The 22,731-nt window shown below is 61.4% G+C and carries 20 protein-coding genes and 1 pseudogene; 8 read left to right on the top strand and 13 right to left on the bottom strand.

The features are described 5' to 3' along the window. Position 1: 1 nt before the first annotated feature. From RHP74_RS29260 to RHP74_RS29240, 5 genes are all read right to left on the bottom strand, one after another. Complete coding sequence (locus RHP74_RS29260; protein WP_154502062.1) at positions 2-1,141, bottom strand: homoserine O-acetyltransferase; 1,140 nt, start codon at positions 1,139-1,141, stop codon at positions 2-4. A 182-nt stretch (positions 1,142-1,323) separates the two neighbouring features. After that, complete coding sequence (locus RHP74_RS29255) at positions 1,324-1,620, bottom strand: DUF167 domain-containing protein (RefSeq protein ID WP_010466832.1); 297 nt, start codon at positions 1,618-1,620, stop codon at positions 1,324-1,326. Beyond that, complete coding sequence (locus RHP74_RS29250; RefSeq protein WP_010466835.1) at positions 1,620-2,207, bottom strand: YggT family protein; 588 nt, start codon at positions 2,205-2,207, stop codon at positions 1,620-1,622. Before RHP74_RS29250 ends, RHP74_RS29255 begins: the two co-directional genes overlap by 1 nt. A gap of 24 nt (positions 2,208-2,231) precedes the next feature. After that, entirely contained in the window at positions 2,232-3,050 is an 819-nt protein-coding gene (gene proC, locus RHP74_RS29245; RefSeq protein ID WP_311096814.1) for a pyrroline-5-carboxylate reductase, read from the bottom strand. A gap of 34 nt (positions 3,051-3,084) precedes the next feature. Beyond that, the gene (locus tag RHP74_RS29240; RefSeq protein ID WP_304817228.1) at positions 3,085-3,771 is read right to left on the bottom strand and encodes a YggS family pyridoxal phosphate-dependent enzyme; all 687 of its coding nucleotides are present in this window, start codon (positions 3,769-3,771) and stop codon (positions 3,085-3,087) included. Positions 3,772-3,827: 56 nt separating this feature from the next. Here RHP74_RS29240 and RHP74_RS29235 point away from each other — a divergent pair, with 56 nt between their 5' ends. After that, entirely contained in the window at positions 3,828-4,862 is a 1,035-nt protein-coding gene (locus RHP74_RS29235) for a type IV pilus twitching motility protein PilT (RefSeq protein ID WP_010466841.1), read from the top strand. A gap of 151 nt (positions 4,863-5,013) precedes the next feature. On the opposite strand, the gene RHP74_RS29230 is transcribed toward RHP74_RS29235, so the two are convergent. Beyond that, complete coding sequence (locus tag RHP74_RS29230; RefSeq protein WP_077747226.1) at positions 5,014-5,631, bottom strand: C40 family peptidase; 618 nt, start codon at positions 5,629-5,631, stop codon at positions 5,014-5,016. A gap of 249 nt (positions 5,632-5,880) precedes the next feature. Here RHP74_RS29230 and RHP74_RS29225 point away from each other — a divergent pair, with 249 nt between their 5' ends. Beyond that, the gene (locus RHP74_RS29225; protein WP_010466845.1) at positions 5,881-6,312 is read left to right on the top strand and encodes an NINE protein; all 432 of its coding nucleotides are present in this window, start codon (positions 5,881-5,883) and stop codon (positions 6,310-6,312) included. 93 nt (positions 6,313-6,405) lie between these two features. On the opposite strand, the gene RHP74_RS29220 is transcribed toward RHP74_RS29225, so the two are convergent. The 7 genes from RHP74_RS29220 to gshB form a co-directional block, all read right to left on the bottom strand. Then, positions 6,406-7,677, bottom strand: coding sequence for a dihydroorotase (locus RHP74_RS29220; protein ID WP_010466848.1), 1,272 nt, complete (start codon positions 7,675-7,677; stop codon positions 6,406-6,408). Next, positions 7,674-8,678, bottom strand: a complete 1,005-nt coding sequence (locus tag RHP74_RS29215) for an aspartate carbamoyltransferase catalytic subunit (protein WP_007897943.1) — start codon at positions 8,676-8,678, stop codon at positions 7,674-7,676. Before RHP74_RS29215 ends, RHP74_RS29220 begins: the two co-directional genes overlap by 4 nt. 27 nt (positions 8,679-8,705) lie before the next feature. Beyond that, complete coding sequence (pyrR, locus tag RHP74_RS29210; protein ID WP_010466851.1) at positions 8,706-9,209, bottom strand: bifunctional pyr operon transcriptional regulator/uracil phosphoribosyltransferase PyrR; 504 nt, start codon at positions 9,207-9,209, stop codon at positions 8,706-8,708. An 80-nt stretch (positions 9,210-9,289) separates the two neighbouring features. Beyond that, positions 9,290-9,727, bottom strand: coding sequence for a Holliday junction resolvase RuvX (gene ruvX / locus RHP74_RS29205; RefSeq protein ID WP_005792259.1), 438 nt, complete (start codon positions 9,725-9,727; stop codon positions 9,290-9,292). Continuing rightward, positions 9,727-10,299 (bottom strand): YqgE/AlgH family protein, encoded by a 573-nt coding sequence (locus RHP74_RS29200; RefSeq protein ID WP_077747229.1) that lies wholly within the window; start codon positions 10,297-10,299, stop codon positions 9,727-9,729. The genes ruvX and RHP74_RS29200 overlap by 1 nt, the downstream gene beginning before the upstream one ends. 215 nt (positions 10,300-10,514) lie before the next feature. After that, the gene (locus tag RHP74_RS29195) at positions 10,515-11,414 is read right to left on the bottom strand and encodes an energy transducer TonB (RefSeq protein WP_083375545.1); all 900 of its coding nucleotides are present in this window, start codon (positions 11,412-11,414) and stop codon (positions 10,515-10,517) included. 106 nt (positions 11,415-11,520) lie between these two features. Beyond that, on the bottom strand, positions 11,521-12,492 hold the full coding sequence (gene gshB / locus RHP74_RS29190) for a glutathione synthase (protein ID WP_077747230.1): 972 nt from the start codon (positions 12,490-12,492) through the stop codon (positions 11,521-11,523). A 235-nt stretch (positions 12,493-12,727) separates the two neighbouring features. Here gshB and pilG point away from each other — a divergent pair, with 235 nt between their 5' ends. The 6 genes and pseudogenes from pilG to RHP74_RS29160 all read left to right on the top strand — a co-directional run bounded on the left by pilG (position 12,728) and on the right by RHP74_RS29160 (position 22,711). Then, positions 12,728-13,132: a twitching motility response regulator PilG gene (gene pilG, locus RHP74_RS29185; protein WP_010466861.1), complete on the top strand. Its 405-nt coding sequence runs from the start codon at positions 12,728-12,730 to the stop codon at positions 13,130-13,132. 57 nt (positions 13,133-13,189) lie between these two features. Next, the gene (pilH, locus tag RHP74_RS29180; RefSeq protein WP_027926574.1) at positions 13,190-13,555 is read left to right on the top strand and encodes a twitching motility response regulator PilH; all 366 of its coding nucleotides are present in this window, start codon (positions 13,190-13,192) and stop codon (positions 13,553-13,555) included. A 10-nt stretch (positions 13,556-13,565) separates the two neighbouring features. Further along, positions 13,566-14,105 carry a chemotaxis protein CheW gene (locus RHP74_RS29175; protein ID WP_010466863.1) on the top strand — a complete coding sequence of 180 codons (540 nt, stop codon included), beginning with the start codon at positions 13,566-13,568 and terminating at the stop codon, positions 14,103-14,105. A gap of 147 nt (positions 14,106-14,252) precedes the next feature. Next, positions 14,253-16,310: a methyl-accepting chemotaxis protein gene (locus tag RHP74_RS29170; RefSeq protein ID WP_010466865.1), complete on the top strand. Its 2,058-nt coding sequence runs from the start codon at positions 14,253-14,255 to the stop codon at positions 16,308-16,310. A 53-nt stretch (positions 16,311-16,363) separates the two neighbouring features. Continuing rightward, positions 16,364-22,263 (top strand): annotated as a pseudogene (locus tag RHP74_RS29165) (Hpt domain-containing protein). Beyond that, entirely contained in the window at positions 22,256-22,711 is a 456-nt protein-coding gene (locus RHP74_RS29160; protein ID WP_010466875.1) for a chemotaxis protein CheW, read from the top strand. The pseudogene RHP74_RS29165 and the gene RHP74_RS29160 overlap by 8 nt, the downstream one beginning before the upstream one ends. Positions 22,712-22,731 lie beyond the last annotated feature (20 nt).

Genomic DNA, 22,731 nt, shown 5'->3' with positions numbered 1-22,731 from the left:
CTCACAACGTAATGCGGTTCATGTAATTGCTGAAGGCCTGCAAGTAACGCGGGATCGGAATCAGGAAGGCGTCGTGGCCTTGCGGAGCGTCGATCTCGAGGTAGCAAACGTCCTTCTTGGCCGCCATTAGCGCATTCACCAGTTCCCGCGAGCGGGCAGGGGAGAAGCGCCAGTCGGTGGTGAAAGACATCACGCAGAACTTGGCCTGGGCATTGGCGAAGGTTTTCGCCAGGTCATCGTCGAAGTTGGCTGCCGGGTCGAAGTAGTCCAGCGCCTTGGTCATCAGCAGGTACGTGTTGGCGTCGAAACGCCCGGAGAACTCTTCGCCCTGATAACGCAGGTAGCTTTCAACCTGGAATTCGACGCTGTGGAAGTCGTAGTTGAGCTTTTCGCTCTTGAGGCCACGACCGAATTTCTCACCCATCGAGTCATCCGACAGGTAGGTGATGTGCCCGACCATCCGCGCCAGCATCAAACCGCGCTTGGGGATCACGCCCGCCTCTTGGAACGAGCCGCCGTGGAAATCGGGGTCGGTGAGGATCGCCTGGCGCGCCACTTCGTTGAAGGCGATGTTCTGCGCCGACAACTTGGGGGCCGAGGCGATGGCCAGACAATGACGAATGCGCTCCGGGTAGGTGATGCTCCACTGCATCGCCTGCATGCCGCCGAGGCTGCCGCCGATTACGGCGGCCCATTGGCGAATGCCGAGCAGGTCGGCCAGGCGCGCCTGGCTATGCACCCAGTCTTCCACGGTCAGGACCGGGAAGTCAGCGCCAAACGGCTTGCCGGTCTCCGGATTGATGCTGCTGGGGCCGGTGGAGCCGTTGCAGCCGCCGAGGTTGTTCAGGCTGACCACGAAGAATTTGTTGGTGTCGATCGGCTTGCCGGGGCCGATGCAACTGTCCCACCAACCGGGTTTGCGGTCGTCGGGGCTGTGGAAGCCGGCAGCGTGATGGTGACCTGACAAGGCGTGGCAGATCAGCACGGCGTTGCTCGCCGTGGCGTTCAGCGTGCCGTAGGTTTCGTAAATGAGGTCATAAGCTGGGAGCGAACGGCCACAGGCCAAGGCCAGGGGTTCACTGAAGTGCGCCACTTGCGGCGTCACCAGACCGACAGAATCGGCGGGAAAGGCAGTTGGCATCGACCCTGCTCTCGTTGAAATGAGGCGTAAGTCTAAAGACCGGTGGGGTCAGCGGCAAGCAAAGGGCGGGCCTGATTTCATTCAGCTGGACCGAGATGCGGCATTCGCGGGCAAGCCTCGCTCCTACAGGGATTGCGTCATCTTGTAGGCGCGAGGCTTGCCCGCGAAGAACGATGACGCGGTTAACCTGGCGGACGCAGCAGATCCGGCAAATCCGGCAGCTTCTTCGGCGAACAGATCCGCACCCGCTTCTGCCGGTTCAACTCCCCGCTGATCAAACTGACCTGACTCTTGGACACCCCAAACGCCTTGGCCAGAAACGCCATCAGATACGCGTTGGCCTTGCCTTCGACCGGCGGTGCGGTCAGGCGAATCTTCAGCCGATCCCCGTGCAGCCCGCAGAAGTCATCGCTGCGGGCTGCCGGTTGCAGGTGACATTCCAGAATCAGATCATCACCGTCCCAGCGAAAGTAGCTCATCAGATCAGGCCGAGCAGCCCCATCGGCATCAGGGCGAAGTTCGCAAGGCGCGGGATCAGCCAGCTTTGCAGCAACTGGATCACGATAAACGCGAAGATCGGCGAGATGTCGAGGCCACCCAGGTTCGGAATGATCCGACGAAACGGGGCGAGTACCGGTTCAGTGATCTGCGCGACCAGTTCTGCACCTGGGTTGTGGCTGCCTGGGGCGACCCAGGACAGAATCACGCTGATGATCATCGCCCAGAAAATAATGTTCAAGAACAGAGAGAAGAGGGCGATCAGGGCCCATGGCACCAGGAACAGCCAGTCGACCATGAAGCCTTTGAGCAGCAGGATCACCGCGATCAGCAGCATTTGAATGATCAGCGCCAATACCAGTGACGACATGTCCAGCCCGAACATGCTCGGGATGACCCGGCGCAGCGGCTTGAGCAGCGGTTGCGTGGCCTTGACGATGAACTGGCAGAGCGGGTTGTAGAAGTTCGCCCGGACCAATTGCAGGATGAAGCGCATCAGTACGATCAGCAGGTACAGGCTGCCCAGGGTTTTAATTATGAAAATGGCAGCGTCATTGAGTCCAAGCATCATTAATTCCTTTGTAAGAGCTGATTAGCGGCCAAGTTGCTCAGCCATCTCGGCCGAACGGTGCGCAGCGGCGCCGAGTGCTTTTTCGACCAGCGCTTCAAAGCCGCCGGCCTGGAACGATTTGATTGCCGCTTCCGTGGTGCCCGCAGGGGACGTCACGCGACGGCGTAATTCAGCAGCGTCGACATCACTGGCAACCGCCATGTGTGCGGCACCCAACGCGGTTTGTACCGTCAATTGTGCGGCGATGTCCGCTGGCAGGCCGAGTTTCACGCCAGCGGCGGTCATGGCTTCGATCAGCAGGAAGAAGTACGCCGGACCCGAGCCGGAAACGGCGGTGACCGCGTCCAGTTGCTGCTCTTCGTTCAGCCACAGGGCAATGCCGACGGCCGACAACAGCTCTTCGGCTTGCTGACGTTGCTCAGCGTTTACTTCGGCCGTGGCAAACAAACCGCTTACGCCCTGACGCAGCAGCGCCGGGGTGTTGGGCATGCAGCGCACGATCGGCTGGGCGCCGAGCCAGTTGTTCATGCTGGCGCAGGTGATGCCGGCCGCAATCGAAACCACCAGTTGATTCGATTTCAGGCTTGGGCGAATTGCTTCGCACACGGCTTTCATGGCCTGCGGCTTGACCGCCAGCACCACAACGTCAGCGTCTTGAATGGCATCGGCATTGTCGGCGAATACTTCAACGCCATGTTCAGCCTGCACCTTGGCGCGGGTTTCGGCGCCCGGATCGCTGGCGCGGATCTGTGCGGCGTCCAGGCCTTTGGCGCGAAGACCGCCGATGAGGCTGGCGGCCATGTTTCCGGCACCGATAAAGGCAATACGAGTCTTGCTCATGTCAGGTCCTTATCAAGAGAGGCGTCAGCCATTGTCATGGTTGACCGTAGTCGCGGGCGCCAAACAGGGCCGTACCGATGCGGACCCAAGTGGCACCCTGGGCGATGGCCGACTCGAGGTCGTGGCTCATGCCCATGGAAAGTGTGTCTAGCGGCAGATTCAGGCTGGCTTGCAGGCTTTGCACGGCAGCAAAAGCGGCATCCTGGGCGGCGCGATCTTCAGTCGGCTCAGGGATCGCCATCAGCCCTCGCAACTTGATGCGCGGCAATTCGCTGATGGACTTGGCCAGGGCCGGCAGGTCGGCCGGGGTGCAGCCGGATTTGCTGGCTTCACCGCTGACATTGACCTGTATACAGATGTTCAAGGGCGGCAGATCGGCAGGGCGTTGTTCGGACAGGCGTTGTGCGATTTTCAAGCGATCCACGGAATGCACCCAGGCGAAGTGCTCGGCGATAGCGCGAGTCTTGTTCGATTGAATGGGGCCGATGAAGTGCCAGATCAAGGGCAGGTCGGCCAATTCGAGCTGTTTGCCCAAGGCTTCCTGCAAGTAATTCTCGCCAAAATCGCTCACGCCTGCGGCATACGCCTCGCGCATGGCCTCGGCAGGCTTGGTCTTGCTCACCGCCAGCAGTTGAACGCTGTGCTCGTCGCGGTGGGCGGCAAGGGCGGCGGCGCGGATGCGCGAACTAACCTGAAGAATGTTGTCTGCTATCGTGGACATCAAGAGGCGCCGGCGGTTTGAAGGTTGGCGGCATTCTACTGGAATTGAGGAGCGCTATGGATATCACTGAGCTGCTGGCCTTCAGCGCTAAACAGGGCGCGTCCGACCTGCACCTGTCTGCCGGCCTGCCACCGATGATTCGCGTCGACGGCGACGTGCGGCGCATCAACCTGCCGGCCCTGGACCACAAACAGGTGCATGAGCTGATCTACGACATCATGAACGACACCCAGCGGGTGGACTTCGAGAAACACCTGGAGACTGATTTTTCCTTCGAAGTGCCCGGCGTGGCGCGTTTCCGGGTCAACGCCTTCAACCAGAACCGGGGTGCGGGTGCGGTGTTCCGGACCATCCCGTCGAAAGTCCTGAGCATGGACGACCTCGGCATGGGCGAGGTGTTTCGCAAGATCACCGAGGCCCCGCGGGGCCTGGTGCTGGTGACCGGCCCCACCGGTTCCGGCAAGTCCACCACCCTGGCGGCGATGATCGATTACCTGAACAACCATCGCCATCACCACATCCTCACCATCGAAGACCCCATCGAATTCGTCCACGAATCGCGTAAATGCCTGATCAACCAGCGCGAAGTCCACCGTGATACCCGCAGCTTCGCCACGGCCCTGCGCTCGGCGCTGCGGGAAGACCCGGACGTGATTCTGGTGGGGGAGATGCGTGATCTGGAGACCATCCGCCTGGCATTGACCGCCGCCGAGACCGGTCACCTGGTGTTCGGCACGCTGCACACCACGTCAGCGGCGAAGACCATCGACCGGGTGGTGGACGTGTTTCCGGGGGACGAGAAGTCGATGGTGCGGTCGATGCTGTCCGAGTCGTTACTGGCGGTGGTGTCGCAGACCCTGATCAAGAAGATCGGCGGTGGGCGCATTGCGGCGCACGAAATCATGCTCGGCACGTCGGCGATCCGTAACCTGATCCGCGAAGACAAGGTGGCGCAGATGTACTCGTCGATTCAGACCGGGGGCAGCCTGGGGATGCAGACGCTGGACATGTGCTTAAAGGACTTGGTGACCAAGGGCTTGATCAGCCGGGAGCATGCCCGGGAGAAGGCGCGGACGCCGGATAACTTCTGAGGAGGCCAGAAACGCCTTCGCGGGCAAGCCTCGCTCCTACAGGTCAGGCATGTGCCGCAAAAAATGGCACGTGACCTGTAGGAGCCAGGCTTGCCCGCGAAGAGGGCGTCATGACCGAAGCAAGTGCCGGGTCTGACCCCGGGACTTCAGATCAGCGCTGAACAACCTGAAGTGTGTTCTTCTCTTTCGGCAGAACCCGCTTGGCAACCACGTAGTGGCTTTCCCAGTACGGTTTCTTCAAGGTGTCGATGGTCACCGACTTGCCACGGCGCGGTGCGTGGATAAAACGGTCGTTACCCAGGTAGATGGCAACGTGATTGACCCGACGGCTCTTGATGTTGAAGAAAATCAGGTCGCCCGGCTTCAGATCCTTGCGATCGACTTTCTCGCCATGACCACTGGCCATGGCATTGGACGTGCGTGGCAGGTCGAACGTGGCGTCGTTGAACGCGTATTTCACCAGGCCGCTGCAATCGAACCCTTTACTTGGGCTGCTGCCGCCCCAACGGTAAGGTGTACCGAGGACGTTGACGGCGCGACTCAGCACATTGCTGCTTTCCTTGGTCGCCATCGGCGGAACAAGGCTGCTTTTACTAGCCAGCTGTGGAGCACGTTTTTCGGTTTTCTTGTTTTTGCTCGAAGGAGCAGAAACATGGGATTTTTGGGTGTAACCATTAACGTTTGGAAGACGTTGCTCACGATTGGTGGCGTGGGCGGCCAGTGGCATCAAAAGGCAAATGGTTAGCCATGTCTTGAAAAATGGACGCATTAGGCAAGGCTCATATGGGTTAGCGCGCAACTTTATAACAGCTTTTTTTGCCCTTCCGAGGCCGTTGGTCGATTCAACTTGTGGTCAACGGAACCAAATAAGCGGCAAATGGACGCAATTGTCGGACAGAAGTCAGGTGGTATAAGGCTTTGACGCAACCGAAGGTAGCATGTGCCATACGTCGGCAACCTGTAAAAAAGTCACAAAGAATTCAAGAATATTTATCTATCGTGTGAATCGAGGTCCTTCATGAACACCTATCAACAGGCTGGCCAGCAGCAAGATACACACAGCAAAGTGATCGGCTACCTGCTGTGGATTTTTGGTTTTACCGGGGCTCACCGCTTCTATTACGGCAAGCCGGTGACCGGGACGATCTGGTTTTTCACCTTCGGTTTGCTGGGTATTGGCTGGCTGATCGACATCTTCCTGATCCCGGCCATGGACCGTGAAGCGGACCTGCGTTTTACCGCTGGGCCCATCGAGTACAACGTGGCGTGGATTCTGCTGACGTTTCTCGGTGTCTTCGGCGTACACCGGATGTATCAGGGGAAGTGGCTCAGCGGTTTGCTGTACCTGGTGACGGGCGGGTTGTTCTTTCTGGGGGTGCTGTATGACTTCTGGACACTGAATGACCAGGTGTCCGTGCGTAACGCGCAGAATCGCGGCACTTTCCAGTAAGCCATCGCCAGCAGGCTAGCTCCCACAGGGGATTTGTGTTGTTCACAGATCCTGCGTGGGAGCTAGCCCTGCTAGCGATTGGGACAGCTCAGCTCAAGACTGGTGGCTGATCCGTCCATCCACCAGGGTGTAGCGCACGACGCCTGGCAGGCTATGCCCAATGAACGGGCAGTTCTCACCCTTGGACAGCCAGGTCTCACCGGCCACGGTCGAAGCCGCCGGATCAAACAGCACGATGTCCGCCGGCCCGCCTACGGCTAACTTGCCCGCCGGCAAGCGCAACGCCTCGGCAGGCCCGGTGCTGAGGCGCGCCAACAACGTTGGCAGATCCAGCAACCCATCCTCCACCAGCGTCATCGCCAGCGGCAGCAGCAGTTCAACGCTGCTGATGCCCGGCTCGGTCGCGCCAAACGGTGCCAGTTTGGCATCCCGTTCGTGGGGCTGGTGATGGCTGGAGATGGCCGAAACCACGCCCGACTTCACCGCTGCACGCAAGCCATCGCGGTCGGCGCGGGTGCGCAGCGGCGGCTGGACGTGATAGAGGCTGCTGAAGTCGATCAGCGCTTCGTCGGTCAGTATCAGTTGATACAACGCCACATCGGCGGTCACCGGCAGGCCACGGGCCTGGGCCTGAGCGATCAGCGCCACGCCGCGAGCGCTGGTGAGCTGGCTGAAGTGCGCACGCACGCCGCTTTGCTCGACCAGCAGCAGGTCCCGGGCCAGGGCCACGGTCTCGGCGGTTTCCGGAATGCCCGGCAAGCCGAGGAAACTGGCGGTCGGGCCTTCGTGGGCCAAACCACCTTCGGCCAGATCATGATCCTGAGAGTTGAAAATCACCGTCAGGTCGAAGGTCGCCGCGTATTCCAGCGCCCGGCACAACGTGCGGGTGTTGCGGAAGCTCTCCAGACCGTTGCCGAAGGCCACGCAGCCGGCATCGCGCAAGGCGACCAGTTCGGCCAGCTGTTCGCCGTCCAGGCCTTTGCTCAGGGCGCCGATCGGGAAGACTTTGGTGTTGCCGGCCTCGCGGGCGCGGTCTAGGATCAGTTCGGCCACGGCCGAAGTATCGAGCACCGGTTTGGTTTTCGGCGGGCAGCACAGGCTGGTCACGCCACCGGCCGCGGCGGCGCGGGTTTCGCTGATGATCGAGCCTTTGCGGCTGTAGCCCGGCTCGCGCAGGGCGACGTTCAGGTCAACCAGGCCAGGGGCGGCCACCAGGCCTTTGGCGTCAATGGTGTCGACGGGCACAAAACCGGCGGGCGCGGCGCCCAAGGCAACGACCTTGCAGGCTTCAATATGGATATCGGTAACTTGATCCAGGCCTGTGGCCGGATCGATGACACGTGCGCCGAGAATGCTGAGCTTCACTGGGCGTTCTCCTGCTCGAATTGACGTTGCGCAGTCTGCCCGCTCATGGCCATGGACAACACGGCCATACGAATCGCGATGCCGTAGGTGACCTGGTTGAGGATCACCGAGTGCGGACCGTCGGCCACCGCCGACTCAATCTCCACCCCACGGTTGATCGGCCCCGGGTGCATGACGATGCAGTCCGGCTTGGCCCCGGCCAGGCGCGCGGTGGTCAGGCCGAACAGGCGGTAGAACTCGCCCTCGCTCGGTAGCAGGCCGCCGGTCATGCGTTCGCGTTGCAGGCGCAGCATGATCACCACATCGACGTCTTTCAGGCCTTCGGTCATGTCGGTGTACACCTTCACGCCGTATTGCTCGATGCCGATCGGCAGCAGGGTTTTCGGCGCGATCACACGGATGTCCGGGCAGCCGAGGGTTTTCAGCGCCAGCATGTTCGAGCGCGCCACCCGCGAGTGCAGGATGTCGCCGACGATGGCCACGGAGAGGTTTTCAAAGCCGCCCTTGTGCCGGCGGATCGTCAGCATGTCGAGCATGCCCTGGGTCGGGTGCGCATGACGGCCGTCGCCGCCGTTGATGATCGCCACTTGCGGGCAGACATGTTCGGCAATGAAGTGCGCCGCACCGGAATCACCGTGACGCACGACGAACATGTCGGCGGCCATGGCTTCCAGGTTGCGCAGGGTGTCGAGCAGGGTTTCGCCCTTGCTCGCCGACGAGGTCGACACGTTCAGCGTGATGACGTCGGCCGATAGCCGTTGGGCCGCCAGCTCGAAGGTGGTGCGGGTGCGGGTGGAGTTCTCGAAGAACACGTTGCACACGGTCTTGCCGCGCAGCAACGGGACTTTCTTCACCGCCCGGGCGCCGACTTCGAGGAACGAGTCGGCGGTGTCGAGGATTTCCGTCAGCAACTCGCGGCGCAAACCGTCGAGCGAGAGGAAGTGGCGCAGCTGGCCCTGATCATTGAGCTGCAGCGGGCGCTTGGTTTCTAGAGGCGTCATCGCGAGGGGGACTCTCAATAGGGCGGATTAAAGGGCGAGGTCTTGCAGTTCGAGCTTGAGCTCCGGGCCGGACAGCTTCACCCGCTCGTGGGCCGCAAGCGTCAGCGTCGCACCGACCACGTTCGGGCGGATCGGCAACTCGCCGGCGTCCAGGTCCAGCAGGCACACCAGCGTCACGCTGGCCGGGCGGCCGTAGTCGAACAGTTCATTCATGGCGGCGCGGATGGTTCGACCGCTCATCAACACGTCGTCGATCAGCACCAGGTGCTGGCCTTCGATTTCGAACGGCAGGGCGGACGGGCGCACTTGCGGGTGCAGGCCGTTCTGGCTGAAATCGTCGCGGTAGAAGGACACGTCCAGGGTGCCGAGGGGCGCATCACTGCCCAGTTCATCGAGCAACGCCTGGGCGACCCAGACGCCGCCGGTACGAATGCCGATGTAACGCGGTTCGCTAATGCCACGGTGTTCCAGATGTGCCTTGAGACGGATCGCCATCTGGCTGATCAGTTCGGCGGGATTGGGCAGGCTCATGGTTGCTCCTTCTTGGGCCCGAGCCGGTGCGTGCGGGGTTTGGCTCGGGTTGTAGCTAAGAGAGACGCTGTGACGGCGCTTCAGGATTCGAACAGTGCGGTATTTTCGTCGAGCCAGCCTTGCAACAGCAGGGCGGCGGCGATGGCGTCGACCGGGTTGTCGCGGTAACTGCCTTTTTGCCCGCCGCGATCACGCCGCTCGCCTTTGGCTTCGAAGGTGGTCAGGCGTTCGTCGTGCGTATAGAAGGGCAGGTTGTAGCGGCCATTGAGGCGGCGGGCGAATTTCTCCGCGCGCAGGCACATGTCGCTCGGCGTGCCGTCCATGTTCAGGGGCAGGCCGACGACCACGGCGTCAGGCTTCCACTCTTTAATGAGGGCTTCGACCTGGTTCCAGTCGGGAATACCGTTTTGCGCCTTCAAGGTGCACAGCTCGCGGGCCTGACCGGTAATCACCTGGCCGACCGCAACGCCGATCTGTTTGGTGCCGTAGTCAAAACCCAGAATCAGTCGCAGGGCCATCAGGCGTGGCCCGCCTGGCTGGTCAGCAGGCTGAGATTGACCCCGAGGTGCTTGGCCGCTGCATCCAGGCGCAGTTCGCTGCTGGTGTTGAACAGGATGTCGGCGTCAAACGGACAGGTCAGCCAGGCGTTCTGCGCCAGTTCGGCTTCAAGCTGTCCGGCTTCCCAGCCAGCGTAACCGAGGGCAATGACGCTTTTGGCCGGGCCGACGCCGTCAGCGATGGCGAACAGCACGTCCTGGGAGGTGGACAAGGAAAGATCGCCTTCCAGATCAACGGTCGCCTGGAAGGTCTTGCCCGAAGGGTGCAGGACAAAACCACGGTCGGTCTGCACCGGGCCGCCGATGAAGATCGGCACATGCTGGCAGAGCACCGGCGGTTCGATGTCGGGGCGCAATTGCTCGAGGATATCGGCCAGATTCAGGTCTTGCGGGCGGTTGACCACCAGCCCCATGGCACCATTGGCCGTGTGCTCGACGATGTAGGTCAAGGTGTGCGCAAAGTTCGGGTCGGCCATGTGAGGCATGGCGATCAGGAAGTGATGCTTGAGGTAGCTGGGGCTGACGTTCTTCATGAGCGCTAGTGTGGCGTTGGAGGGGCGAACTGACAAGCTGGGGATGCACAGGAAATGCCTGGGCGGGTGTCTTTTGATCCGGGTTTTGCTTGAGGGCCTCTTCGCGTGCAAGCCTCGCTCCTACAGGTTCGGTATGTACCGCAAAAGTGGCGCATGACCTGTAGACGCGAGGCTTGCACGCGAAGGCGCCGGCTCAATCACTACAAATCAATTGATCAATTACTGGACAACCGGTCCCCACGGGCGAATTTCCACGTGCGGATGATCTCCAGCCGATCAATGTCCGACAAATCCCCGGTAAACGGTGAAAACGGTGCCGCCAGCCGCACAATCCGCTGCGCCGCCTGATCCAGCAGCGGTTGCCCGGAGGATTCCAGCACCAGCACTTCATACAGCGAGCCATCGCGGTTGATCGAAACCATCAGGCGCAAATTGCCGTAGATCTGCTTGCGCCGCGCTTCGTCGGGGTAATTCAGGTTGCCGATGCGCTCGACCTTCTTGCGCCATTCGTCCTTATACCAGGCGCCCTTGTCTTTCATGGTCGAAGCAGCGCTCAGGCGGTGGATGCGCGGGCGCTTGGCGTACAGCTGTTGTTCGTTGGCCAGTTCCGCTTCCAGGCTGGCGATGTCGCTGGACAGCTGTTCAGTGTCGAACGTCGGCGCCGCCACCGCAGGCTTGGTTATCGGCTTGATCTCTTCGTTCTTGGCCGGGGCTTTTTTCGGCTTCGGCGCGACCGTGGTCACGGCAGCCTTGGGCGCGGCTTCCGGCACTGGCGGCTTGGCGGCCGGCGGTGGCGTGACTTTCTGCACCTTGTTGTCCTGGAAGGGCGCGACCTCGGTGGTCTTGGGAATCGCCTTTTTATCCAGGGTGCCGCTGCCTTCCTGATTCTCCTGGGCAAGGAAATCAGCTTTCGCAGGCTTCTTTTCGCTTTTGAAGGTGGCGAGGGTGATTTCCAGGGTTTTGCTGATCTGCTTGGGTTCGACCATCGTGAACCCGACGCCCAACAGCAAGGCCAGGTGAATCAGCGCCGCTAGAAACAGGGTAAATCCGAGGCGATCGGCCGGGCGCACGCCACGATGGGCGAGTTCAGGGGGCAGATCGGACGGAAGTGTCATGACAAAAAAACCAACATCGCGTTTTTACGGGCTCGGCATGATAACGCAATGTTGGTTTTTAGCTTCAAGCTACAAGTATCAAGCGACAAGCTGTAGGGCGTCAGTTTCAAGCTTGCAGCTTGCGGCTTGAAGCTTGCAGCTGCTTCTCTATGGCATCCATCAGCATGCCGCCGATGTCGGTGCCAAACGCATTATCAATCTCGCGAATGCAGGTCGGGCTGGTGACGTTGATTTCGGTGAGGTGCTCACCAATCACGTCCAGACCCACGAACAGCAGGCCTTTCTCACGCAGGGTCGGGCCGACCTGAGCAGCGATCCAGCGATCCTTGTCGGTCAACGGGCGGGCTTCGCCACGACCGCCGGCCGCCAGGTTGCCACGGGTTTCACCGGCGGCCGGGATCCGTGCCAGGCAGTAATCCACGGGTTCGCCGTCGATCATCAGGATGCGTTTGTCGCCATCGATGATTGCCGGCAAGTAACCCTGGATCATGATCTGCTGCTTGCCATGCAAGGTCAGGGTTTCGAGGATCACCGACAGGTTCGGGTGGCCGACGGTGTGACGGAAGATCGACGAGCCGCCCATGCCGTCCAGCGGCTTGAGGATCACATCGCCGTGGTGATCGGCGAACTCGCGCAGCACGTCCGGGCGACGGCTGACGATGGTCGGCGGCGTGCACTGCGGGAACAGCGTGGCGAACAGCTTTTCGTTGCAATCGCGCAGGCTTTGCGGCTTGTTGACCACCAGCACGCCAGCGCGCTCGGCTTGCTCCAGCAGGTACGTGGAGTAGACGAACTCCATGTCGAATGGCGGATCCTTGCGCATCAGGATCACGTCAAGATCGCTCAGCAGCGCGTCGGTCTCGGCTTCCAGTTCGAACCATTTTTCCGGGTTGGCGAAGACTTTCAGCGGACGCATCCGCGCTCGGGCTTCACCTTCGGCCTGGTACAAATCGCTCTGTTCCATATAGAACAGTTCCCAGCCGCGCTTCTGTGCGGCCAGCAGCATGGCCAGCGAGCTATCCTTTTTATAGGAGATGCTGGCAATAGGGTCCATGACAATCCCGACGCGAACGCTCATGGGTTTTTCCTCGAATTGGGGTGGTCCGGATGGACACGAAAAAGTGGCGTCAGATTGGCGCCCAGTGTGTTCCCGGTCAAGGAAAAACCACCGTGTCAGTCGCCCGATAGATTGGTGTTGGAGACTGTGCTAAAAAGGCTGCCATGTCGTGCTGGCCCTTGAACATCAAGGGTTTCGAGCCACCGAAGGTCCGTAAACGGACAATTTGATTCGCAAAGGCGACGGTAGAGCATTTATGGAACAGCATTCCAGCGCCTTGAAGGTCATGGTGATCGACGATTCGAAGACGATTCGTCGTACCGCCGAAACGCTGTTGAAAAACGTGGGTTGTGAAGTCATCACGGCCATCGATGGTTTCGATGCCCTGGCCAAGATTGCCGATAACCATCCCGGCATCATCTTTGTCGACATCATGATGCCGCGCCTGGATGGCTATCAGACCTGCGCGTTGATCAAGAACCACAGTGCGTTCAAGTCCACGCCAGTGATTATGCTGTCGTCCAAGGACGGGCTGTTCGACAAGGCCAAGGGGCGCATCGTCGGCTCCGACCAGTTTTTGACCAAGCCTTTCAGCAAGGAAGAACTGCTGAACGCGATCCAGGCCCATGTACCGGGCTTCGCCGCCGTTTTGCCGCAGTAGGACACGCACAGTGACGCTCGGCCAGCGGGCCCGGCGTTGACAAGAATGGGGAAGACCATGGCACGTATTCTGATCGTCGATGATTCGCCGACCGAAATGTACAAACTGACCGGCATGCTGGAAAAGCACGGTCATGAAGTGTTGAAAGCCGAAAACGGCGCCGACGGCGTGGCCCTGGCCCGTCAGGAAAAACCCGACGCGGTGCTCATGGACATCGTCATGCCCGGCCTCAACGGTTTCCAGGCGACCCGCCAGTTGACCAAAGACCCGGACACCGGGCACATCCCGGTGATCATCATCACCACCAAGGATCAGGAAACCGACAAAGTCTGGGGCACACGCCAGGGCGCCAAGGATTACCTGACCAAACCGGTCGACGAAGAGACCCTGATCAAAACCCTGAACAACGTGCTGGCCGGTTGATCGTCCGGCCATGACCGAGTCGCTGACGGCTTTCGAACTGCTGCTGCAGATTGACCAGCGCTGTCGTCTGCTGGCGGCGGATCTGCCATCCCAGCCAACCCGACAGGACCGCTGGAGCGGCATCGGCTTTCGCTTGGGCGAAAACTGGTACGTCGCGCCCATGGGCGAAGTCAGCGAGGTCCTGCACGAACCGCGTTTCACCCAATTGCCGGGCGTCAAACCCTGGGTCAAGGGTGTGGCCAACTTGCGCGGACGATTGCTGCCGATCATGGATTTGTGCAGCTTCTTCGGACATGAGCAGTCGACCCTGCGCAAACAGCGGCGGGTGTTGGTGGTGGAACACGGTGAAGTGTTTGCCGGGTTGATGGTCGACGAAGTCTTCGGCTTGCAGCACTTTGCCCAGGACAGTCTGGAACCGGTGTCGATGGCCGATCTGCACGGGCCGATTGCCGCGTTCGTCCAGGGCCGGTTTCAGCGTGAGCAGACGTGGCAAATATTCAGCCCGTTTACGCTGGCGCAGTCGCAAAGCTTTATGCATGTAGCGCTGTAATCAAGGCGACGCCCCAATCCTGCAGGAGCGAGGCTTGCCCGCGAAGAACGAAAACGCGGTGTTCCCGTAAGACCGTAGCGCCTGCTTCGCGGGCAAGCCTCGCTCTTGCAAGGGCGTCGTTGAATCAGGCAGTACAGGCGAGGACCGATGATAAAAACAAAAACAGGCAAGCCAGAAGGATCGCGCAGCCGCTCGCAGATCATCGTGCTGTTCATCGCGCTGATCATCTTCATCATGCTGCTGTTTGCCAACTTCGCTTACCTCAACACGCAAGCCACGTATGACAAACAGTACATCGGCCACGCCGGCGAACTGCGCGTGCTGTCCCAACGCATCGCCAAAAACGCCACCGAAGCCGCTGCCGGCAAGGCGGCGGCGTTCAAGCTGCTGAGCGATGCACGCAACGACTTCGCCCAGCGCTGGGGTTACTTGAAGAAGGGCGACCCGGCCACCGGCCTGCCGCCAGCGCCGTCCGCCGTGCGCCCGGAAATGCGCGCCGTTCAGCTGGACTGGGAACGGCTGCTGAAAAACACCGACGCCATCCTCTCCAGCGAGCAGACCGTACTCTCGCTGCATCAGGTCGCCGCGACGCTGGCCGAAACCGTGCCGCAGTTGCAGGTCGAATACGAAAAAGTCGTCGAAATCCTCTTGCAGCGCGGCGCGCCAGCCGCTCAGGTGGCCATGGCCCAGCGTCAGTCGCTGCTGGCCGAACGCATCCTGGGCGCGGTGAACACCGTGCTGTCCGGCGATGAAAATTCACAACAGGCCGCCGACGCGTTCGGTCGCGACGCTGCCCGATTCGGCCAGGTACTCAATGGCATGCTCCAGGGCAATACGTCGCTGCGGGTCAGCCAGGTCGAAGACCGCGATGCGCGTGCCCGCTTGACCGAGATTTCCGAGCTGTTCGAGTTTGTCTCCGGTTCTGTGGATGAAATCCTCGAAACCTCGCCGGAGCTGTTCAAGGTTCGCGAATCGGCGACCAACATCTTCACCTTGTCGCAGACCCTGCTCGACGAAGCCTCGCACCTGGCCAGCGGGTTCGAAAACCTTGCCGGCGGGCGCGACACCGACACCATTGGCGGCTACGTGCTGGGCCTGTTGGCGCTGATGTCGATCATCCTTATCGGCCTGGTGATGGTGCGCGAAACCAACCGCCAGCTGCGCGAAACCGCCGAGAAGAACGAGCGCAACCAGACCGCGATCATGCGCCTGCTCGACGAGATCGAAGACCTCGCCGACGGCGACCTCACCGTGACGGCCTCGGTGACCGAAGACTTCACCGGCACCATCGCCGACTCGATCAACTATTCCGTCGATCAACTGCGCGACCTGGTGGCGACCATCAACCTCACCGCCGGCCAGGTCGCCGCCGCCGTGCAGGAAACCCAGGCCACCGCCATGCACCTGGCCCAGGCGTCGGAACATCAGGCGCAACAGATCAGCGAAGCCTCCACCGCGATCAACGACATGGCCCAGTCCATCGACCAGGTCTCCGCCAACGCTGCCGAGTCCTCGGCGGTGGCGGAACGTTCGGTGGAAATCGCCAACAAGGGCAACGAGGTGGTGCACAACACCATCCACGGCATGGACAACATTCGCGAGCAGATCCAGGACACTGCCAAGCGCATCAAGCGTCTGGGCGAGTCCTCTCAGGAAATCGGCGACATTGTCAGCCTGATCGATGACATTGCCGATCAGACCAACATCCTTGCGCTCAACGCGGCGATCCAGGCCTCGATGGCCGGTGATGCCGGGCGCGGTTTTGCAGTGGTAGCCGACGAAGTGCAGCGTCTGGCCGAGCGTTCGTCCGCCGCTACCCGGCAGATCGAAACCCTGGTGCGAGCGATCCAGACCGACACCAACGAAGCCGTGATTTCCATGGAACAGACCACCACCGAAGTGGTGCGCGGCGCGCGTCTGGCGCAGGATGCCGGTGTGGCCCTGGAAGAAATCGAAGGCGTGTCGAAGACCCTGGCGGCGTTGATCCAGAGTATTTCCAACGCTGCGCAGCAGCAGACGTCTTCAGCCGGTCAGATTTCCCTGACCATGAACGTGATCCAGCAGATCACCACGCAGACTTCGTCGGGCTCGACCGCCACCGCCGAGAGCATTGGCAACCTGGCGAAAATGGCCAGTCAGCTGCGGCGCTCGGTGTCCGGTTTTACCTTGCCGGCGGCCAAGGCGCAGGCGGCGGATAAAGTGTGAAGCGCCCGTAGGCGTTCGGGTTTTTTTGAGTAGAGCAGTGATTTGGAGTGGTTATGGGTGATCGGCACGACTATGTGGCCCTCGAGTGGGTCAAAGGCGAGATTGCCGAAACGCTGAAAGTGGCTCATCAAGCGATCGAAACCCTGCTTGATGATCCCCAGGCGACGCACGCCCTGAGCGATTGCCTGGCGTGCATCCATCAGGTCCACGGCAGTTTGCAGATGGTCGAATTCTACGGCGCGGCCTTGCTCGCCGAAGAAATGGAACACCTGGCCACCGCCTTGCAGCAAGACCGCATCAACCATCGCGACGAGGCGCTTCATCTGCTGTTGCAAGCCCTCGGGCAACTGCCGATCTACCTCGACCGGGTGCAAGGCGCGCGCCGTGACCTGCCCTTGGTGGTGCTGCCGCTGATCAACGATTTACGCAGTGCCCGGGGCGAAAGCCTGTTGTCGGAAACCAGCCTGTTCAGCCCGCAATTGCTCGACCTGCCGGTGTTGGACGAAGAATCGCTGGCCCTGCTGGAACCGGCGGATTTTGCCAATGTGCTGCGCAAGTTGCGGCAGATGCTGCAAATGGCGTTGGTCGGGTTGCTGCGCGAGCAGGATGACGAGACTAACCTTGGCTATCTGACCAAGGTTTTTTCACGCTTGGAAGGACTGTGCGGCAACGCGCCTTTGAGCCCGTTGTGGCAAGTCGCCTCGGCGCTGGTCGAAGGCATGCGCGGCGGCTCGATTGCCAACAGCCCGGCGCTGCGCAGCCTGTTCAAGGACGCCGACAAAGAACTCAAGCGCTTGCTCGAACAGGGCATACGCGGCATCAATCAGCCGGCACCGCCGGAGTTGCTCAAGAGTTTGCTGTTCTACATTGCCAAGGCCGAACATCCCACCGGGCAGATGCTGACCATGAAAGATCGTTACTCACTGGACGACGCGCTGCCTGACAGCGCAATGGTCGACGAAGAACGCGCCCGCCTGGCCGGACCGGACCGTGACGCCATGCGCTCGGTGCTGGCCGCGCTGTGTGAAGAGCTGGTGCGGGTCAAGGAACGCCTGGACCTGTTTGTGCGCAGCGACCGCCAGCACACCTCGGACCTCGAAACCCTGCTGGCGCCGTTGCGGCAAATCGCCGACACCCTGGCGGTGTTGGGTTTCGGCCAGCCGCGCAAAGTCATCATCGATCAACTGGCGGTGGTGCTGAGCCTCGCCCAGGGCCAGCGTGAACCCAACGACGCCATTCTCATGGACGTTGCCGGGGCCTTGCTCTACGTCGAAGCGACGCTGGCCGGCATGGTCGGCACCGTAGAGCCGGAGAGCCAGGAAGAAAGCCACTTGCCGACCACCGATCTGACGCAGATCCATCAGATCGTGATCAAGGAAGCCCGCATCTGCCTGCAACAGGCCAAGGACATGATCGTCGACTACATCGACGCCGACTGGGATCGCCAGCATTTGCAGGCCTTGCCGGCGTTGCTGACCCAGGTACGCGGTGCGCTGTCGATGATTCCGTTGGGTCGTGCGGCGAGCCTGATCGAAGCCTGCAACCACTTCATTCGCGAGCATCTGCTGCTGGACCCGGGCCAGCCCGGCTGGCAGGAACTGGACAGCCTGGCCGACGTCATCACCAGCATCGAGTATTACCTGGAGCGTCTCAGCGACGACCCCGAGGCACCCGGTGAACAACTGCTCGACGTGGCGGAAAAGAGCCTGGCGTCCCTTGGGTTTTTCCCCAGTGAACAACAGGTGCCGATGCTTGAGGATGTGCTGAGCCCGAGTGAAGCCCAGGTGATGCAGGACCTGCAAGAACTCGATGACCCCGATACCGTGCAGTCGCTGGCCGATGTCCTGGCCAGCCCGGTGTCTTCGGTCAATCCGCCGGCGCTGACCATTCCGGGCAGCCTGCTGCCACCGCCCGCCGGCGAAGAACCGGTGGACGAAGAGCTGCGGGAAGTCTTCCTCGAAGAAACCGATGAAGTCCTGGAAATCCTCCGGGAGTACTTGCCGCGCTGGACGGCCAACCCGGACGATAACGCCGCGTTGAGTGAATTGCGCCGGGCTTTCCACACCTTGAAAGGCAGTGGCCGGATGGTCCGTGCGCTGGTGCTGGGCGAGCTGGCGTGGGCGGTGGAAAACCTGCTCAACCGCGTGCTGGAGCGTAGCGTTGCGCCTGGGGCGGCAGTGCAACAATTGCTCCTCGATACACTGGAGCTGCTGCCGCAACTGGTGGCCGAGTTTGCCGCCAATGCCCAGCGCCAGAACAACCAGGTCGACCAACTGGCCGCTCGCGCCCATGCCCTCGCCAAGGGCGATACGCCCGCCAGCGATGAGGACACCCAGGACGTCGCTGCCCTCGATCCGCTGTTGCTGGAGATCTTCCGCAAGGAAGCCGAGACCCATCTCGCCAGCCTCAACCGTTTCCTCGATCAAGCCGCCGAGCACGTGCCGCTGCAAGCCAGTGACGAGTTGCAGCGGGCGTTGCATACCTTGAAGGGCAGCGCCTCGATGGCCGGCGTATTGCCGATCGCCGAGCTGGCGACGCCGCTGGATCAACTGGCCCGCGAATACAAAGCGCACCTGATCGCCCTCGACCTCGACGAAGTCGAACTGCTGCTGGAAGCCGAAGGTCTGTTCCGTCTCGGGCTGCGGCAACTCAAGACTGATCCGCTGGCCGAAATACCGGATGCCGATTTACTGATCGAGCGCACCAAGGCGCTGCTCGCTGAGCGTCTGGATGCGCTGTTGAAAGCGCCGAACACCGCGCTGCGAATCAAGCGTGATCCGCAACTGATCAACAACTTCCTGGCCCAGGGCATGGACATCCTGCTGGACGCCGAAAGCCTGTTGCAGCGCTGGCAGCAGCACCCCGGCGAGCGCCAGGAACTCAGCGCGTTGCTGGACGAATTGACCACCTTGGGCGAAGGCGCGCACCTCGCCGATCTGCATCCGGTGGATGAATTGTGCGAAGCGTTGCTCGACCTGTACGGCGCGGTGGAAGAGAGCAGCCTGGCAGTCAGCGACCGGTTTTTCCACGAGGCGCAAAGTGCCCACGAAGCGCTGATCAATATGCTCGACGAACTGGCCGCCGGCCAGGAAGTCAGCCCGCAACCGGAACGCATCCGGGCCTTGCGCGGCCTGCTCGATGAAAGCCTTGATCCATCGTCCATGGGCCTGATCCGCAGCGATGGCAGCCGCACCCTGAGCATCCGCGAACTGGGCAGCGCCACCGCAGAACTGGAACAGACCGCGACTCAGGTCGAGCTGGACGATGAGATCGTTTCGATCTTTCTCGAAGAAGCGGTGGATATTCTCGAGAGTGCTGGCCAGGCCTTGCAGCGCTGGCTGAACGACCCGGATAACGCCGCGCCGCTGTCGTCCTTGCAGCGGGACTTGCATACTCTCAAGGGCGGCGCGCGGATGGCCGAGGTCGAGCCGGTCGGCGACCTGGCCCATGAATTGGAAAGTCTTTACGAAGGCCTGGTGGACCACCGTTACAGCTACAGCGAAACCCTTGCGCAGTTGCTGCAACAGAGCCATGACCGGCTCGCGGTGTTGCTCGAACAGCTGAAAAACCAGCACACCCTGGGTGCCCCGAGCGAGCTGATCGAGGCGATTCGCGAGTTCCGTCAAGGCAATGCCAACACCGCCGAAGTGGCGGAACCTGCGCCGGCCAATGACTCGCCGGGGCATGACCCCGAGCTGCTGGAGATCTTCCTTGAGGAAGGTTTCGACATCATCGAAAACTCCGGCGCGGCGCTGGTGCGCTGGCAAGCCGAACCGTCGAACCGTCAGGAAGTGGAAACCCTGCTGCGCGACCTGCACACGCTCAAGGGTGGTGCGCGGATGGTGGAAATTGCCCCCATCGGCGACCTCGCCCATGAGCTGGAATTTCTCTACGAAGGTCTGTCCGCTGGCGTGCTGCAACCGACCCCGGCGCTGTTCGCCCTGCTGCAAAGCAGTCATGACCGACTGGCGCAAATGCTCGACGCCGCCCGCGCCGGCCAGCCCTTGCCGCCGGCTGATCGGTTGATCGACGCGATCAAGAACTTCAGCCATCCCGCTGTTCTTGATACGCCGGTGATCGTGCCCGCCACGCCGAAACCCGACGCCCCGGTGGCGCAAGCCGAAGTGGGCGTCGACATGGTCAAGGTCTCGGCAGAACTGCTCGACGATCTGGTCAACCTGGCCGGTGAAACCTCGATCTTCCGTGGCCGTATCGAGCAACAGGTCAACGATGCGCGGGTGGCCCTGAGCGAGATGGAAACCACCATCGAGCGGATGCGCGATCAGTTGCGACGGCTCGACACCGAAACCCAGGGACGGATTCTCAGCCGCCAGCAAGTCGAAGCGGAACGTCTGGGCTACGAGGAGTTTGATCCGCTGGAAATGGACCGTCACTCGCAGTTGCAGCAGTTGTCGCGGGCGCTGTTCGAATCCGCCTCCGACCTGCTCGACCTCAAGGAAACCCTCGATCGACGCAATCAGGATGCGGAAAACCTGCTGCAACAGCAGGGCCGCATCAACACCGAATTGCAGGAAGGCCTGATGCGCACGCGCATGGTGCCGTTCGAGCGCATGCTGCCGCGCTTGAGGCGCATCGTCCGCCAGGTCTCCAGTGAACTGGGCAAAGACGTCGAGTTCGTGGTCGGCAACGCCGAAGGCGAGATGGATCGCAACGTGCTTGAGCGCATGGCGGCGCCGCTGGAACACATGCTGCGCAACGCCGTGGACCACGGCCTGGAATCGGCCGAGGTGCGTATTGCGGCCGGCAAACCGGCCCAGGGACGAATCACTCTCGACCTGTCCCGCGAGGGCGGCGACATGATTTTCGACATCCGCGACGACGGCGCGGGCGTGCCGCTGGACGCGGTGCGGCGCAAGGCGATCAAGCGCGGCTTGTTGGCCCCGGACGCCGAGGTCAGCGACCGCGATGTGCTGCAATTCATCCTGCAACCGGGGTTCTCCACCGCTGAGAAAATCACTCAGATTTCCGGGCGTGGCGTGGGCATGGACGTGGTTCACGAAGAAGTCCGGCAGCTCGGTGGCACCATGGTCATCGACTCGACACCGGGGCAGGGCGTGCACTTTCGGATTCGCCTCCCGTTCACCGTGTCGGTCAACCGCGCGCTGATGGTGCAGTGTCTGGAGGATCAATACGCGATCCCGTTGAACACCATCGACGGCATCGTTCGCGTGCTGCCCAACGAGCTCGAAGGGCATTACCGGCTCGATCCGCCGACTTATGAATACGCCGGGCAAACCTATGAGTTGTGCTACCTCGGCGAGCTGCTGAAAACCAGCACCCGCCCGAAACTGTTGGGCCAGAGCCTGCCGCTGCCGGTCTTGTTGGTGCAATGCAACGAGCGGCACATCGCCGTGCAGGTGGATTCCACGGCTGGCACGCGGGAGATCGTGGTCAAAAGCCTCGGCCCGCAATTTGCGTCGGTGCAGGGGTTATCCGGGGCGACGATTCTGGGCGATGGCCGGGTGGTGCTGATTCTCGATTTGCTGGCGCCGATCCGCGCCATGCAGGCCCGAGTGCCGCAACAGTCGGCGACACAGGACGTTGAGGTCGAGCCGCATAACCGCTGCTGGTGTTGGTGGTCGACGATTCGGTCACCGTGCGCAAGGTCACCAGCCGCCTGCTCGAACGTCACGGCATGAACGTGCTGACTGCCAAGGATGGGGTCGACGCCATGCTGCTGCTCGAAGAACATATGCCCGACGTTATGCTGCTCGACATCGAGATGCCGCGCATGGACGGCTTCGAAGTGGCGGCCCAGGTGCGCAGCGACGAACGTTTGCAGCATTTACCGATCATCATGATCACCTCCCGCACCGGCCAGAAACACCGCGACCGCGCCATGGCCATCGGCGTCAACGACTACCTCGGCAAGCCGTACCAGGAATCGGTGCTGCTCGACAGCATCGCGTTGTGGAGCAAAACCCATGCTTGAGCATCGCACCAGCAATCTCACCGGCCTGCTGCTGCCCCTGGCTGACCGCAACCTGATTCTGCCCAACGTGGCGGTGGCGGAGTTGATTGACTATCAACCGGGGGCGTTCGATCTGGACACACCGCCGTGGTACCTGGGGTTGGTGACGTGGCGGGACCGGCAGATTCCGTTGCTGAGTTTCGAGTCGGCGTGCGGCAATAAAACCGTCATCGGCGAGCGCGCGCGCATCGTGATTCTCAATGCACTGGGTGGGCGGCCAGAGTTGAAGTTCATTGCGCTGTTGGTTCAGGGGATTCCGCGGTCGTACAAACTGGACAGTCAGTTGAGTTACGTCGATGTGCCGTTGTGTCCGCTGGAGCAGGCGGCGGTGCAGGTGGGGGAGCAAGTGGCCAAGGTGCCTGATTTGCTGGCGCTGGAGGAGTTGTTGGTGAGTGCCGGGCTAGTCTGACGGGCCCCTTCGCGGGCAAG

It is taken from the genome of Pseudomonas sp. SG20052 (assembly GCF_031766055.1).
In the GTDB taxonomy this organism is placed as follows: domain Bacteria; phylum Pseudomonadota; class Gammaproteobacteria; order Pseudomonadales; family Pseudomonadaceae; genus Aquipseudomonas; species Aquipseudomonas mandelii.
This window is presented reverse-complemented; position numbering and strand designations above follow the sequence as displayed.